This window comes from Pontiella agarivorans, from assembly GCF_034531395.1.
Lineage (GTDB): Bacteria > Verrucomicrobiota > Kiritimatiellia > Kiritimatiellales > Pontiellaceae > Pontiella > Pontiella agarivorans.
In genome coordinates this window covers 234,154-249,896 of sequence record NZ_JARVCO010000010.1, presented here as the reverse complement: position 1 = coordinate 249,896, position 15,743 = coordinate 234,154, and the positions used below count along the sequence as shown (strand labels likewise).

The following is a 15,743-nucleotide window of genomic DNA, read 5'->3' as shown; positions in this document are numbered from 1 at the left end:
TAACTGGGATTTGATCCTGGCGGTTCCACACTTATTTCCCGATCAGATAGTTTCCGATCACCAGCTTATCCAGGCCGGTGGAGAAGAAGCAGCGGATCGCATCCATCGGCGATTCAACGATCGGTTCACCCATCACATTAAAACTCGTATTCAGCACCACCGGGACACCGGTGATTTTCCCCAGCTCCATCATCAGTTTATGATAACGCGGATTCGTCTCTTCACGAACCGTCTGAACCCGGGCACTGCCGTCCACATGGGTAATCGCCGGAACACAATCGCGTTTATCCGGAAAAACATCGCACACTTTCAGCATAAACGGCGCTTCAACCTCGATATCGAAATAATCCTTTGCATGTTCCACCGGCACCGACGGAGCAAACGGACGATAGGCTTCGCGGTGCTTCACATCGGCATTGATCTTATCTTTCATATCCGGTTTTGAAGGATCCGCCAGAATACTCCGGTTGCCCAGCGCCCTCGGCCCGATCTCCATCGCCCCCTGATACCAGCCGACGATATGTCCTTCCGCCAGCAGCCCGGCCGTCACTTCTTCAATATGCTCATGGTATTCGGCATTCAGCTTGCACTCTTTAATAATCGCCTGATATTCCTCGTCCGTGTAGCTCGTTCCGACATACGGATTCATATGCACAAAGCTGCGTTCTTTTCCGTGAATCCCGTTCCAGACATAAAACGCCGCGCCGATGGCCGTGCCGTTATCGCCGGCCGCAGGCATGACATAAAGATCCTCAAATCCTGATTCCCGGACAATCCGACCATTCATCACACTGTTCAGCGAAACCCCGCCCGCAATCACCAGATGCTTTGCACCCGTCTTCTTTTTCAAATCCCGGCAGATTTTCAGCGCCGATTCCTCAAGCACATGCTGAAAGGCCGCAGCCACATCTTCATGGTGTTTCTGAAATTCTTCGCCGTGACGACGCGGCGCACCGAAGGTTTCATAGAATTTACGATTGCAGTACGGCCGCCGCCAGTACTGAAAATTAAACATCGAGGTATCCACCGTAATCGATCCGTCTTCACCGATCGAAATAATCTCGGACACCTTGTCTTTAAAAACCTCGGGATCACCAAACGGGGCCAGTCCCATCGTCTTGCCCTCGTCATAGTTCGGGCGGAAGCCGCAGAATTCGGTCGCCGCTTCATAGAAGGAACCGAATGAATTCGGGAAATAACTTTCGTTATACTGTTCAACCTGAGTGCCTTTGCCATAGCCGACAAACGACGTCGCCCACTCGCCGGAACCGTCGATCGACAGCAGGGCCGCTTCTTCATACGGCGAAACATAAAAACTGCCGGCAATATGCGCCAGATGGTGCGACACCCAGTGAATCGGCGGCTGTTTTGACCCACGCGGCCAGCAACTCAGATACCAGCTCCAGAACTGATCCTGGCGATAGCGCGAAGTCCCGACTTCGTGTCCGAGAAACGGCTTGATCCCTTTTCCAATCCCCAATGCATAGGCCGCTTTTTTCTGCCAGTGCATCGAGGGTTTAATTGAAACGGCCACCGCATCAATATCCTTATCCTCGAGTCCGGCAATTTTCATGCACCGCTCAATCGCCTGCACCGGAAATTCATCCGTGTGCTTCTGTCGCGTCAGCCGCTCCTCTTCAATAGCCGTCACCAGTTTGCCGTCAACCACAATGCAGGCCGTGGAATCATGATAGAAATAATTGATGCCAATAATATTCATACTTTGACTATAGGAATACATCTTATGCCAAGTCTATCCCGAAATAGATCTCAACTCCTGAAAGTCCCGCGATGCAATACCCAGGCTTCCTCAACCTTGAACTGTGCACCCTTTTCATTCACAGTAACCGCTTATTTACGTCAGAGTGAATTCCATGGCCAAATACACCATCAAAGGCTCAGAAGAACTCGATGCCCGGATCGATGACGATCTCGAGCAGATCCGCAGTGCTGTCGCGCCTCATTGCGATGCCGGCATTCTGCTCGGCGGCTACGGTCGCGGCGAAGGCACCCCCTTCATCAAAGCCGACGGATCGCAGGAACCGTTCAACGATTACGATATGATCGTCATTGTCAGCACCGTGAACAACGTCGTGAAAGCCCGCTTCCAACGTCTGGAACAGGAACTTACAGAGGCCATCGGCCTGCGCGTCGATCTCTGCCCCTATGCACGCCACCGCCTCCCCGGCTGCGAGTTTTCCCTGCTCAATTATGAAATGAAGTACAGCCACATGGTAATCTGGGGCGAAGACACGATTCTCGATGCCATGCCGAATTACCGCCACCAGGCCATCCCGCTTTCCGAAGGTTCCCGCCTGTTGATGAATCGCGGAAAACTGCTGCTCGACATCAAGCGCAGACTGGCCACGGCCAAACCGTTCACCGAAGAAGAACGGGTTCGGTTTATCAAATTTATCAGCAAAGTCCTCCTCGCCTTCGGCGACTGCGCTCTGCTCGCCGCCGGATCCTACGACATCTCTTATGAAACAAAGAAAACCCGGATTTCCAAGATTGGGAATCCCCCCGACCGCGATTTCATCATTGCCGGCTACATGTGCGCCATCGACCTCAAGGAATGGGGCGACTATCACGCCCTCCAGACACTGGACATCGAAGAACAGGTCAAAAAAACCATCGACGTTTTCTGCCGCTTTCTCCCCTGGTACCGAAGACAGTACGATATGCGCGAATGCTCCATTCCCAAAGCAATTGCCCTCAATGCCGTATGGAATAAACGCTTTTCAATGCGCCACCCGCGCGAAGCGCTCTACGACGCCCTCACCGAACTGCTGCAGGATCAATCCACGATGTCGCACGAACGCTTCTATGAGCTCCAACGGAGATTCTCATAGTGAAAAAGAAAAAACTCAGCCTCTTTCTTTTCATTGATGCCTTCGGCTGGGAAGTCCGGCAGCGCCACCCGGAATTTCTTCACGATTTGACAGCCGCCGCAAAACCGCTTGAAACCATACTCGGCTACTCCTCCGCCTGCGACCCTTCAATCATCTCCGGCCTCACGCCGTCCGAACACGGGCTCTGGTCGTCCTACTACTACGATCCCGAACATTCCCCGTTTAAATGGACAAAGCCGATGGGCTTCCTGCCCGGTTTTATTTTTAATCGCGGCCGTGTCCGGGGCCGCCTCAGCCGATGGGTCAAAAAGAGGTGCGGTTTCACCGGCTATTTTCAGCTCTTCGCCGTCCCCTTCAACCAGCTCCCCCTCTTCAACTATGCCGAACAGAAACGCATCTGGGAACCGGACGGACTGCCCCGCGGCACTTCTGTTTTTGACCGAATGAGCCGGCAGGGCATTCCCTACTATGTCCACGACAGCGATCTTCCCGACGAGCAGCGCCTGGAGCACCTCCGGCAGCACATCGAAAACCGCAGCATTGATTTCGCCTACTGCTCCTTCGGCAAGCTCGACGGCCTGATGCACGCCAAGGGGAACAACCATCCGGACATTGGAAAACTGATGGCCTGGTATGACGCCGAATTCCGGAAACTGTTCGCCGCAGCCGAAAAAAACTATGAAGAAATCACCTGGTATATTTTCACCGATCACGGCATGCACAACGTCACCGGTTCATACGATCTCATGGCGGATATTCAATCCCTGGAACTTCAGTGGAATACCGACTACTGCGCCTTTTACGATTCCACAATGGCCCGTTTCTGGTTTAAGCATGAAAACGCGCGCACAACAATTTTCAAAGGTCTGGAAAACCACCCGCAAGGCCGGATTTTATCGGACGACGAACTGAAACAGCACGGCGTTTTTTTTGAAGACGGCCAATACGGCGAGCTGATTTTTCTGATGAATTCCGGAACACAGATTGCCCCGGGTTTCATGGGGATTAAGCCCTGCGCCGGTATGCACGGCTTTGATCCCGCCGACGCGGATTCCAAAGCAGCGCTTGCCTCCAACCGGCCGATTCCCGAATCCGTCACAAAAATTCAGCATATTCATCAGCTGATGCTCAATGAACTGAATCTGAAGCCATGAAGTGGAAAACATTTTACAATTACCCCTCAAACGGTAATCGTCGGCCGCCATGGAAGAACTGACCCCCGATCCCGAAGCCTTTCTCGAACTCGCCGAAGCCCGCATGCCGTTCGGAAAATATAAAGGCCGCCTTCTAATCGATCTCCCCGAACCCTATGTCGTCTGGTTTAAGCAGAAGGGCTTTCCCGCCGGCAAACTCGGGAAACAGCTCGAAACCGTCTACGTCATCAAAGCCAACGGCCTCGAGCACCTGTTCAAACGGCTTCGGTAAAACCTCGGTACAGCGACGCCGGTTCTTTTCCCCCTCTGCCCAGAATCCCCAGATAATGCCCAGTTTCCAATTCGTGTAAGAACCTCATTCAACATACCGACGGGATACAGTATGAATATCACGGTAGAATAAAAAAGGCCGGTTTCTCCACCGAAAAACCAACTTACCGGTTTCAATAGCACCGTTCCGCTCCTATACTCACGGCCAGTTTTTAATCGAAAGGAAAGAGTATGAATTCACTCGAAGGTAAAAAAGCGCCGGCCTTCACACTGGAAGGCAGCGACGGAAACAAACATTCACTTGAAGATTATCTCGGAAAACGCGTGGTCATCTATTTCTACCCGCGCGACAACACCCCCGGATGCACCAAGGAATCGTGCGGATTCCGGGATTTAAATCAGGAAATCGGCGATTTGAATACGGTCGTTCTCGGCGTCAGTAAAGACAGCCTCGCCTCACACGACAAGTTTATTGAAAAATTTGATCTGCCCTTCACCCTGCTTTCTGATCCGGAATCAGAAATGATGGAAAAATACGGGGCCTGGGGCGAAAAGGTGCTCTACGGAAAAAAATCGATCGGCTGCATCCGCTCCACCGTAATCGTTGATGAAAAAGGAAAAATCGTCAAACACTGGAAAAAGGTAACCAAAGCCGAAGCCCATCCGGCCAAAGTGCTGGAATTTCTCCAAAGCCTTTAGCAATCTGTTTAGCAGAATTAACAAGATGCACAGCATCCTGTTAATCCTGTCCAAATAAACTAATACCACCAAATGGCACGCTTGCGCGGATTCCCGAATGATTCAAAATCATCGCCGGATTCGCGCAGCACTTCATCGAACTCAGCTTCCGTAAAATCATATCCGTCTGTGTTCGCTTCCGCCACAAAAGCGGATTTCGGTTCCAGCGTATCGTATTTCAACCGCATTTTGCGACTTTCACCGCCATCGATGAGCAGACGTTCTGCTTCTTTTTTTGCCATGGGTCTTTCTCCTTGGATTTCAGTTACACGTCCTCTTAAAAGGTGACCCTCCTATATCACAAGGTGTGCCACCTCGAAAAAGATGGCAAATCAACTGATTCACAAGAACTTACAAAAACCGAACCAAACAGCCGTTTCGGAAATAATTGTCGGACCCTGTCGAATGACCGAATGACTGAACGTGCAACCCCTTGCCGCTGTGCAAAAAACAAAAACGCTGACAAAAATTTCCAGCCTTTGGAACATCCAAACAAAAACGCCCCTCCTTTTCGGGAGAGGCGGCAGATATTTCCAGAGGCTGGAAGTTTGAGCTATTTCAGCAGCGCCTCCCAAACATCTTCTTTAAAACCGGTCGTCCCTTGATCCCCGGCCAGCAGGAACGGACGCTTGATCAGGTTTCCATTGGAGGCGAGCAGTTCCAACGCTTCTTCCGTGCTCATCGTCGGCAGTTTATCCTTCATTCCGAGCGATCGGTAATCCATGCCCGAGGTATTGAACAGTTTTTTCAGATCGCCGACCTGTTCCAGCATCTGCCGGAGTTCCTCCACGCTCGGCGGCGTTTCGCGGATCGGAATTTCTTCAAAATCGATGTTTTGTTCCGCCAGCCATTTCGTGGCTTTACGACAGGTGCTGCACTTTTTGTAGGTATAAATTTTCATAGTCCGTATGGAGCGGAATTGTAAGATTGATGTCAATGACTTTGAAGAGGGACCTGATGGATCCAGGATGCTCTTCAGGCCTGCCACCGGTCGAGACGGCGGGTTTCCTCCCGGAAGGCGTGGGTGAAGGTATGGGTTTTTGCATGGAGCAATTCGGTTCGGCCTTCTTTGCTGCGGGTGTAGATCAGGTCGGAGGGGCCGACATAACGGGCCCAGTTCCGATAAAAAATTTCCGCCAGCTCTTTTTTTACCGCAAGGCGGGCGGGTACGGCATGGTAATCCGCGCGCCGGAAGCCGAGGAAGGTGCCTTCCCGCATGACGAGGTAGCGCGGGTTGTCAATGGGTCCGAGCAATTCGGCCAGGCTGTCGGCAAAGAGGGATGACTCGTAGTAGGTGCCGCCGCTTAAGCAGAGATAGTAGGTGTGGTCAGCTGCCTGGACGGAGCGGACGTGCAACCGCCGGAAGCCGGTTTCGATCAGCCCTGCTTCGCACAGGGACCGGCAGAGGGCCTTCCCGATTTGACGCAGCGCGCCATCGACCGGCAGATAGCGCAGCCCAATGCGAAGAGCCATAAAGGTTTCTTTGAGACGAGTGCACAGCATCCAGACCGAAGCAATGCCCAGGCAGGCGAAAAATACCGATAACCGGTGACGAGCCAATACGGCGCTCCAGCAAAAGAAAGAGGAGAGGACGGTTAGCAAACGATAGATCAGGTGCCCGAGGGTATGGCGTAGATGGAATTGCCGGAGCTGCGGAAGCGGATCGGTTTCGACGGAAGGAATCACCCGGGCGCGCGCATCCACGGCGAGTGCCGCCTTCCACCGGCCGGCCACCTCGTTGATCCGGAGATAGCGCCGGAGCATCTGCCGGTTATTGGCAAAACAAGCCACGTTCTGCATGCCGTACTGAAGGGTGTCGAACCCGGTGGCGTTCATGCGTTTGAAGCCGCTCTCAATTGTTAAGTCCGATTCTGAAAGGCCCACAAAGGTATCAAACCGCCGGCTTAGATCGTTGAGATCGGAATAGCCGCTTTGGCTTTTCAGATCGAGCGCCACCAGATGCCAGATACTGCTCACCTTATCGGGATGGGCATGGTCGAGCCGGATGGCGCGGCCCCGCATCTGGTTGGTGAGCATGTAGGTGCCCACCGAGCTGGCCAGGATGAGCGAGTTCACGACAGGGGCATCCCAGCCTTCCCCGAGCAGTGCGCCGGTGCCGACCAACGTCTTGATGTCGCCGCTGATCAGCAGCGCGGTGAATGCATTGGTTAACAGATTCAGCGGGCCACCGACTTTGACGTATCCCGGCAGGGGCACGAACGGTTCGCAGGATAGCTTTTCGCCTGCTTCGGACTGCCGGAGCGGAGCAGCCAGGCTTTCGTGCAGGATACTCAGCCGTCCAGTCAGCAGCGCGATGGAGTCGGCCACCGGAGATACGGAACAGAGCTCGCGGAATACAGGCCAGGCACCGAGGGTGGTGGTGCCCAAAGCGTCCGCGGCATTCAGTGCTTCGTCGCGAATGTAGTCGGTTAAAATGACCTGACGCAGGGCATCCCCCCGTTGTTTCAGCTCGAGCTTATGAATCGACCGGCATCCATCCACCTTATGCCCGCTCAAGGCCAGAGAGCGGGAGAGCCGCCGCGACCGGAGAATCGAGAGCTCGTTTTTTCGCAATAGCTCCAGCGACCGCAGCCGCTTTTTCAGTTCGGAAAAATAGGCGACGGCCTCCTCGTTCCATTTTACCGATTTATCAAACAGCAGGTGCTCAAGCAACGTCTGCCACCAACCGCGTGTCAGGCCGGGGATTTCTTTGACGGAGAGATCCAGAACATCGCAAAGTGCCGCCGAGCCCTCACCGGTTTTGTGCTTCAGGAAAACCAGCAGGGCCAGCGCTGCTTTGGGATCGGCATAGATCTCCTTTAGATCAGGGGTGTCATCCAGCCACGGATGAGCGAACGTGGCGGAGCAGAAGGCGTCATCCTCGATCAAATGCTGCAGTAATTTTCTAACCTGGGTATCGTAAGCCTTAATCCGCTGCCGTTCCGTGGGGCTCACCTCCACGGCCCAGATATAATCCTGATGCGGGCAGAGCGTTTTTGCCTTGATCAGTTCCGGAACGGAAATCTCCTCATCAATCGGGCCGCAAAGCTCTTCATAGCGTCGCCACTCCTTACCCTGCGAGTCGTAGGGCGGTGTTGCAGTGAGCGCCACCAACACCAGATCGGGAATTTCGCGGCATACCTGGTCGAGCACCTTCCACCATTCGGCGCGTAGATGATGAGCTTCGTCCAGAATGATGACCTTCACCTGATGCTGTTTAAAGGTTTCGATCACAAAGGCGGCATCCACTCGCTCGGAAGGTTCTTCGGCAGGCTCTTCCGAACCGGCTTCCTCCGTGCGCGATTTGGCGTGCAGCGCCTGATAGGTAATGGAGGTCAATACGCCCGGGGCGTCCAACCGGTTGCTGACCCAGTCGAGGCTCAAAGGATCATCCGTTTCGCAGAAGTCCTTCAATCGCAATAACCATTGGTCCCGAATAATGCGCGTGGGTGCCAGAATGAAGGTACGCTTCCCGAGACGGCGGAACGTCTCGAGCCCCAATACGGTTTTGCCCGCGCCGGGGGCGGCCACAACATGCAGCCGTTGATCGCTCAAATGATGATTCATCGCATCCAGCACGCGCTTTTGATAGGGGCGCCAACTATGGCGGAACTTCAGCTCAGTGAAGTCCATTCCATCAGCCCGGGCGCGTCTGCGTTTAACCATGGTCCCACTTTAGGTAAAACCAACCCGAACAGGAATCCCTGAATCAGGGAATGTCAGTCACCAAGCGAGCCGCCATCTAGAGATAACAAAAACGCCCCTCCGGTTCGGAAGAGGCGTCTTACATTTGGAGGGACACTGTGCTCAGCATCCACGGTCATCGAGGACGATGACCCTCCTTATGGTCGTCACATTAGAGCGACTTCATATTGCCCATAGCGGCGCGCAGTTCTTCACCGACAATTTCCACTTCGTGGTAGCGGATCTCTGCATTGATTGCAACGAGGGTCTTGTTGTCGACCGCATTGTCTTTCAGGTCGAGCCCTTTACCGATGACGTCGGTTTCGATGCCCTTCATGAAGTCCTGCAGCAGCGGAACGCACGCATGGGAGAACAGGTAGCAGCCGTATTCAGCGGTATCGGAAATCACGCGGTTCATTTCGAACAGCTTCTTACGCGCAATCGTGTTCGCGATGAGCGGGGTTTCGTGCAGCGATTCGTAGTAGGCCGATTCCGGTTTGATACCGACTTCAACCATCGCTTCGAAGGCCAGTTCAACACCGGCTTTCACCATGGCCACCATCAGGATGCCGTTGTCGTAGTATTCCTGCTCGGAAATTTCAACATCGCCGGCCGGTGTTTTTTCAAATGCGGTTTCACCGGTTTCTTTACGCCAGGTCAGCAGGTTGATGTCATCGTTGGCCCAGTCTTCCATCATGGTGCGGGAAAATTCGCCGGTGATGATGTCGTCCATATGCTTTTCAAAAAGCGGACGCATGATCAGTTTCAGGTCGTCGGCCAGATCGAAGGCTTTGATTTTCGCCGGGTTGGACAGACGGTCCATCATGTTGGTTATGCCGCCCTGTTTCAGCCCTTCGGTAATGGTTTCCCAGCCGTACTGAATCAGCTTGGAGGCATAACCCGCTTCGATTCCTTTTTCGATCATCTTGTTGTAGCAGAGGATAGAGCCGGCCTGCAGGAGACCGCAGAGAATGGTCTGTTCGCCCATGAGGTCGGATTTCACTTCGGCCACAAAATTGGATTCGAGCACACCGGCGTGGTGACCGCCCTGCGCAACAGCCAGCGCTTTTGCGGTTTCCATGCCGTCGCCCTGCGGGTCGTTGGCTACGTGACAGGCGATGAGGGTCGGAACGCCGAAACCGCGCTTGTATTCTTCGCGCACTTCAGAACCCGGCGATTTCGGGGCAACCATGATGACCGTCAGGTCTTTACGGATCTGCATGCCTTCTTCAACAATGTTGAATCCGTGAGCGTAGCAGAACGTGGCCCCTTCCTTCATCAGCGGGATAACCGTTTCGCAGACATTGGTGTGCTGTTTATCGGGCGCCAGATTCATCACGATGTCGGCGCTCGGCAGCATTTCTTCGTAGGTGCCGACTTTGAAACCGTTTTCCGAAGCATTGAGGAAAGACTGACGCTTTTCTTCGATCGCCGCCGCACGAAGCGTGTAAGACACGTCGAGCCCGCTGTCGCGCATATTCAAACCCTGGTTGAGTCCCTGTGCACCACAGCCGACGATGACGATTTTCTTACCTTTAGCGGCATCGATGCCGTTGGCGAATTCGGATGCATCCATAAAACGGCAGGTGCCGATCTCTTCGAGCTTCTGCTTCATGCTGAGTGAGTTGAAATAATTCTGACCCATGGTCTGATCTCCTTGGTTGTTTAAAATCGAGCGCAACCTATCGGAATCTATATGTTGCGTAAATTGAATTATTGTGAATACTATATTGCGAAAAATGAAACACAGGAAGATGAGCCCTAAAGAATAAAAGTGTACTTTTCCAAAGGTTGGAAATGACGCTTCCCGGCCCAATCCCCACGCACATGGATATTCAGGCACTGGAAACATTTATACGGACAGCAGAACTGCTGCATTTCGGGCGGGCAAGCCAGGCGTGCAACCTCAGCCCGTCGGCGCTGACGCGCACGATCCAGCGTCTGGAAGAGGAGGTCGGGCAGCCGCTCTTTCTGCGCGACAACCGCCGCGTGGCACTGACGGAGGCCGGCAACCAATTACTTAATTATGCGCGGAAAGCGGTACACGACTGGACCCATTTCCGCGAGGGTCTGACGCGGGAAGAATCCGTTTCCGGAACAATTTCCATCTACGCCTCAATCACCGCGGTCTACAGCCTGCTGCCGGAACTGCTGGAAGCCTACCGCGCAAAATTTCCGGATGTTCATCTCGGCCTGCGAACCGGTGCGGCCGAACGGGCGATCGAACAGGTGCACAGCGGAGAAATTGATCTCGCCGTCGCCGCACGGCCCGACCGTAAACTCCAGCGCCTGGAATTCAGGCCGCTGGCCGAAACCCCGCTCGTTTTCATTCAGCCCGGAACCCCGGCATTTCCAAAGGTTGGAAAGTTCCGGGGACAGGAACCGCTGGTGATTCCGCAGGCAGGGACGGCGCGTAACCGGCTGGATGAATGGTTCCGGTCGAACGGCCTTACCCCCAATATTGCACTGGAGGTTTCAGGCAACGAGGCGCTGATTGCCATGGTCCGCCTCGGCACCGGCATCGGCGTGGTTCCGAAACTGGCTCTGGAGCGCAGTCCTTTTCGCGATGAAGTTTCCATTCTCCGGAATGCTCCGAATCTGAAGCCTTACGTGGTCGGCCTGGTTTCGAGCAAACGCAACCTGAAATACCCCGCCGTCCGCGCCATGTGGGAGCTGGCGGAATCCCTTCAGCCCTGAACAGCACCTTCCATATACCCGTACTATTTTAAGGGTATTTGATTGACCCCATACACCACCCTTCTAGAATAGTGCCTGCAGGCAAAGATAAGATGTGGGGTCATACTTGTTCGAGCTCAATGCAACTAACAAGGAAGGGTGGAAGTCATGAAAGCTCACGATGCTCAATCGACACTCCGGAAGCAATACATCAACACTGCGGTTATCGCCGCAGCAGTCGCTATGACCACGATCGCTCATACAGCAGAACTCCTCAATAACGGCGACTTCAACAACGTAATGGAAAACTGGAACGTCGAAGATGCACTCGGCTCCTGGATACCTTATGAGCATCCCGACGGAACCGTCAGTCTGAGTCCCGCATCCGTATTCGGCTATCGAGGAACCGTCATCAGCCAGCCCCTCAATGTCGACGGCATCGCAAGCCAGACGGTGGATCTGTCGATCGACCTGGGGAGCGACTGGTTTCAGAATCCCGGCAACTCCGTTGCGGTCTATCTGGAATACATCGACAGCAGCGGAGCCCGGCAGCGGGCCCTTGCGCTCAATCCGGACAATTCGGCCATTGCCGAAGGCGGGATGGCCACAATCAGCACATCCTATACGTTTCCGGCCGACTCCGCCCGGCTCGTCGAGCTGGCCATCGACCTGCTTGATGATACGTGGAGCAGCGCGGACAACATCAGTCTGAGTTCATCCTCCCTGACCCCCGGCCCGATACCTCAGCTCGGCAGCATCACGCCGGCCGCTCTCGCCCACGGCGGAACGCTGACGATTACCGGCCACGGTTTCGGATCCGCCGCCGGAGAAGTCCTGATCGGCGGATCCACCAACGGGGTGACCGTGCAATCGTGGACCCCGGATCAGGTGACCGTCCTGATCGGCACCGCATGCACCGGGGGCAACGTCATGATCGATTCCGCCGGGACGCGTACCTGCGAAAAGCGCACACTGTCCGTCACCAGCCCCTACTATACGGTGGACGTTTCGCCCGCCAGCACCATCGCCACGGCCGGACAGTCCGTACAGGTCGGGATTCATACCCCCTTCCGCAACGGTTTTTCGACCGCCGCCGGTATTCAGCTGAGCGTAACCAATCAAGCCGCACGATCCGTCCTTTCGCCCAACCCGGTGATGGCCGACGGCGGTTCGCTGCTGACGTTCGACACAACCGGGCTCACTCCGGGCGTCCACACCTTTACGGTGCTCGGACAGGACGGCGCCAGTACCGACCGAACCGCCGAATTCAGCATCGACATCCGGGCGGTCGACACCCTCACGGCAGTCGACTTCAGCGATGTCTCACTCGACGGTTATACCTTTACCTCGGGTGCACCGGCATCGATGCAGACCACTATTACGGACACGCTCGGAGGCGACATCAGCTATGAAGTGCCGCGGCCGGTCTGGAGCTCGGATAATCCGATGCTGATCGAGGTGTTTCAGGAAACGTCGCCCTGGGGCAGCCTCTATTTTCTGCCCCATGCTAACGGCAGCACCACCGTGCGGGCCGCCCTGCCGGACGGCAGTGAATATCCCTTCGCGGTACAGGTCGCCCTGCCCGCCGATCCCGCCGTGGTCTCCCACTCCTGTTCATTCTCGCCGATGAGCAACGATCCGACGGAAACCAACCAGCTCTACTTTCTCGCGTCCGGCCCGATGTCGGGCTATTCCTACAGCATCGGCGACCTCGGCGTGGCAACCCACAACAGCTATTTGAACGGCGATAACAGCAGCCATACGTATGACTTCACTATCGGAGCTGATGCTATCCCCGGAACCTATATGTTTTCAAGCAGCGCAACCGTTGGAGGAGTAACCTTATCCGACGGCTGCCTGCTGCAGGTCGTGAACAATCCGGACACCGGCATGATCAAAGGGCATGTGGCGCAGTTCGGCGGCGACATGATGGGACATGGTGCCAGCGGTGAGCTGGAGTTTTACGATGCCTCGTCCGGCACGCTGCTCTTCACCGAAAACATCTGGAGCTGGACCGACAACTATACCGCACCGAGCATTCCGCCCGGCGTCTACACCCTGCGCTGGAACCCCGGTTCGTTCTCGTCCATCCCGCCGCAGTGGTTCCCGAATGCAGACACCCAGTCCGTGGCGGCGGCCGTAACGGTCACAGCCGGCTCAACGGTTGAAGAGGTCAACTTCACCCTCAGTCCGCCCGACGAACCGGTGGTTTATCCACCGATCAGCATTCCGCCAGCCTACGATTCCGGATCCGGCACCTATTCCTTCAGCGTTCAGACCACGAGTAATACATCTTACCAGCTGCAGAAATCCGCCAATCTGAAAGACGGTTCGTGGTTCAACCTCGAGTCGATCTGGGGCGATGGCAGTAACGCTCAGGTTGAGGACTCAGAAACGGCGGCATCCACAGGATTCTATCGCGTCGTACCTGAATAAGGGCCGCAGCTGTGATGCCCCAAAAAAATACCCGCCCGTCTCTCGACGGTCGGGCACTTTGTGCCCCACTCAGGGCACTGGGAGGAGAGAGAATCAGGTCTAACCCACGGCCTCCGGGCCTTTCTCTCCGGTGCGGATTCGAATGCACTCCGGAAGGTCGAGGACGAAAATCTTTCCGTCGCCGATATTCCCGGTACGCGCACCTTTGATGATCGCATCGGTGGTGGATTCAACAAATTCATCATTCACGGCGATTTCGATGCGGACCTTCTTGAGCAGGTTCACTTCGATGTCCGCGCCGCGGTAGGTTTCGTGATAGCCCTTCTGCTGACCGCAACCCATCGCGTTGGTTACGGACATTTTGTAGACCTCCGCGTCGTAAAGCGACTGCTTCACATCGTTGAGTGCTTCAGGCTGAATATATGCAATAAGTAATTTCATGACTGTATCCTTTCAGATTAGACGTTCGTGAAGAACTGGAACCCATGATAAGCTTCCATTCCGTGCTCGCCAAGGTCGAGCCCTTTCATTTCCTCTTCCTTGCTCACGCGGATACCGACAGTAACCTTGAGAATCAGGAACAGTATAAAGGCCGCCGGGAAGCAGACCACAGCGTAGGACACGATACCGATCAGCTGCGGAACAATGGTATGTTCAGGGCTGAGAGCCACAAACAGCGTACCGAGAATACCGCAAACCAGATGGACGGTGGTGGCACCGACCGGGTCATCCAACTTGAAGCGGTCAAACACCATGACAGAAACAACAGCAACCGCTCCGCACACCAGACCAACTACAACAGCCCACGGAACAGAAAGCACATCCGCACCCGCCGTGATTCCCACAAGACCGGCCAGACAGCCGTTAAGAACCATCGTGAGGTCCGGATGTTTCTGCAACGTCCAGGAAGCTGCCATGGAGCCGATAATACCGGCGGCTGCGGCAAGTGAGGTCGTGACGAGCACGTAGGACACGAGGCCCGGATCAGCCGACAGTACCGAACCGCCGTTAAACCCGAACCAGCCGAGCCACAGCAGGAATACACCGATGGTCAGCAGCGGCATATTGTGCCCCTGAATGGCCTTCACTTTTCCATTCACATATTTACCCAGACGCGGTCCGAGCAGAATAATACCGGCCAGTGCGCCCCATCCACCCACAGAGTGAACCAGTGTCGAGCCGGCGAAATCATAGAATCCAATGCCGTCCAGCCAGCCGCCGCCCCATTTCCAGGAACCGACCCACGGATAAACAAGGCCGACATAAATAGTCGAAAAAATCAGGAACGGGCCGAGTTTAACACGACCGGCAACCGCACCGGAAACAATGGTGGCTGCTGTTGCGGCAAACATGCCCTGGAACAGGAAGTCGGTCCAGTACGCGTATCCGCCCCCCGCATAGTCAATCAGACCGGCCGCCCCTTCGGGGGAAGAAATACCAAATCCGGCAAACCCGAAAATACCGGCGGAATCTTCCGCAAAACCCGGATACATCAGGTTAAAACCGATCAACGCGTAAGTCAGCAGACCAATCGCGGGAATCGCAGTGTTTTTGAACAGAATATTCACCGAGTTTTTCGCCCGGGTCAGGCCGGTTTCGACCATGGCGAAGCCCAGATGCATAATGAACACAAGGAATGTGGCCACCATCATCCAGACATTGTTCGCTGTGAAAAGGGCATTATCAGCAGCCGCAAAGGCGTCCGCCGCCGTCACTTCCGCCACCTCATCAGCCATGACGGGCACGGCCGCCAAAGCACAGAGCGCGAGAGCAAACATCGCGTATTTTTTCAGTTTTAACATTTTCAGCATCCTCATCATTAATTGATTTCAAATATTACCAACGGCCATCACGACCGAAGCTCCTCTTTTGCATAAGGTATGCCACTGAAATTACGTTCACATAAACAACTGAATACAAATGGATAACAAAT

General features: G+C 54.7%; 13 protein-coding genes. 6 read left to right on the top strand and 7 right to left on the bottom strand.

What is annotated here, in order from left to right:
* Positions 1 to 31: 31 nt before the first annotated feature.
* The gene (locus P9H32_RS08655) at positions 32 to 1,741 is read right to left on the bottom strand and encodes a carbamoyltransferase family protein (RefSeq protein ID WP_322608499.1); all 1,710 of its coding nucleotides are present in this window, start codon (positions 1,739 to 1,741) and stop codon (positions 32 to 34) included.
* Between the two features lie 133 nt (positions 1,742 to 1,874).
* Here P9H32_RS08655 and P9H32_RS08650 point away from each other — a divergent pair, with 133 nt between their 5' ends.
* From P9H32_RS08650 to P9H32_RS08635, 4 genes are all read left to right on the top strand, one after another.
* Entirely contained in the window at positions 1,875 to 2,852 is a 978-nt protein-coding gene (locus tag P9H32_RS08650; protein WP_322608498.1) for a hypothetical protein, read from the top strand.
* Positions 2,852 to 4,006 (top strand): alkaline phosphatase family protein, encoded by a 1,155-nt coding sequence (locus P9H32_RS08645; RefSeq protein ID WP_322608497.1) that lies wholly within the window; start codon positions 2,852 to 2,854, stop codon positions 4,004 to 4,006. Before P9H32_RS08650 ends, P9H32_RS08645 begins: the two co-directional genes overlap by 1 nt.
* Before the next feature lie 49 nt (positions 4,007 to 4,055).
* Complete coding sequence (locus tag P9H32_RS08640) at positions 4,056 to 4,277, top strand: DUF3820 family protein (protein WP_322608496.1); 222 nt, start codon at positions 4,056 to 4,058, stop codon at positions 4,275 to 4,277.
* Positions 4,278 to 4,507: 230 nt separating this feature from the next.
* Positions 4,508 to 4,975: a peroxiredoxin gene (locus tag P9H32_RS08635; RefSeq protein ID WP_322608495.1), complete on the top strand. Its 468-nt coding sequence runs from the start codon at positions 4,508 to 4,510 to the stop codon at positions 4,973 to 4,975.
* A 59-nt stretch (positions 4,976 to 5,034) separates the two neighbouring features.
* Here P9H32_RS08635 and P9H32_RS08630 read toward each other — a convergent pair whose 3' ends face one another.
* The 4 genes from P9H32_RS08630 to ilvC all read right to left on the bottom strand — a co-directional run bounded on the left by P9H32_RS08630 (position 5,035) and on the right by ilvC (position 10,343).
* Complete coding sequence (locus tag P9H32_RS08630) at positions 5,035 to 5,256, bottom strand: Nif11-like leader peptide family natural product precursor (RefSeq protein WP_322608494.1); 222 nt, start codon at positions 5,254 to 5,256, stop codon at positions 5,035 to 5,037.
* Between the two features lie 311 nt (positions 5,257 to 5,567).
* Positions 5,568 to 5,915 carry an arsenate reductase family protein gene (locus tag P9H32_RS08625; protein ID WP_322608493.1) on the bottom strand — a complete coding sequence of 116 codons (348 nt, stop codon included), beginning with the start codon at positions 5,913 to 5,915 and terminating at the stop codon, positions 5,568 to 5,570.
* 74 nt (positions 5,916 to 5,989) lie between these two features.
* The gene (locus tag P9H32_RS08620) at positions 5,990 to 8,680 is read right to left on the bottom strand and encodes a DEAD/DEAH box helicase family protein (protein WP_322608492.1); all 2,691 of its coding nucleotides are present in this window, start codon (positions 8,678 to 8,680) and stop codon (positions 5,990 to 5,992) included.
* A gap of 190 nt (positions 8,681 to 8,870) precedes the next feature.
* Positions 8,871 to 10,343 (bottom strand): ketol-acid reductoisomerase, encoded by a 1,473-nt coding sequence (gene ilvC / locus P9H32_RS08615; RefSeq protein ID WP_322608491.1) that lies wholly within the window; start codon positions 10,341 to 10,343, stop codon positions 8,871 to 8,873.
* Between the two features lie 152 nt (positions 10,344 to 10,495).
* On the opposite strand from ilvC, the gene ilvY reads away from it, so the two are divergent.
* Together ilvY and P9H32_RS08605 are read left to right on the top strand one after the other, a co-directional pair.
* Positions 10,496 to 11,395 carry an HTH-type transcriptional activator IlvY gene (ilvY, locus tag P9H32_RS08610; RefSeq protein ID WP_322608490.1) on the top strand — a complete coding sequence of 300 codons (900 nt, stop codon included), beginning with the start codon at positions 10,496 to 10,498 and terminating at the stop codon, positions 11,393 to 11,395.
* Between the two features lie 147 nt (positions 11,396 to 11,542).
* Positions 11,543 to 13,810: an IPT/TIG domain-containing protein gene (locus tag P9H32_RS08605; RefSeq protein ID WP_322608489.1), complete on the top strand. Its 2,268-nt coding sequence runs from the start codon at positions 11,543 to 11,545 to the stop codon at positions 13,808 to 13,810.
* A gap of 99 nt (positions 13,811 to 13,909) precedes the next feature.
* Here the strand turns inward: P9H32_RS08605 and P9H32_RS08600 are convergent, their stop codons facing one another.
* A complete protein-coding gene (locus P9H32_RS08600; RefSeq protein ID WP_322608488.1) occupies positions 13,910 to 14,251 on the bottom strand; it encodes a P-II family nitrogen regulator in 342 nt (113 codons plus the stop codon).
* A gap of 17 nt (positions 14,252 to 14,268) precedes the next feature.
* Complete coding sequence (locus P9H32_RS08595) at positions 14,269 to 15,612, bottom strand: ammonium transporter (RefSeq protein WP_322608487.1); 1,344 nt, start codon at positions 15,610 to 15,612, stop codon at positions 14,269 to 14,271.
* Positions 15,613 to 15,743: the final 131 nt, after the last annotated feature.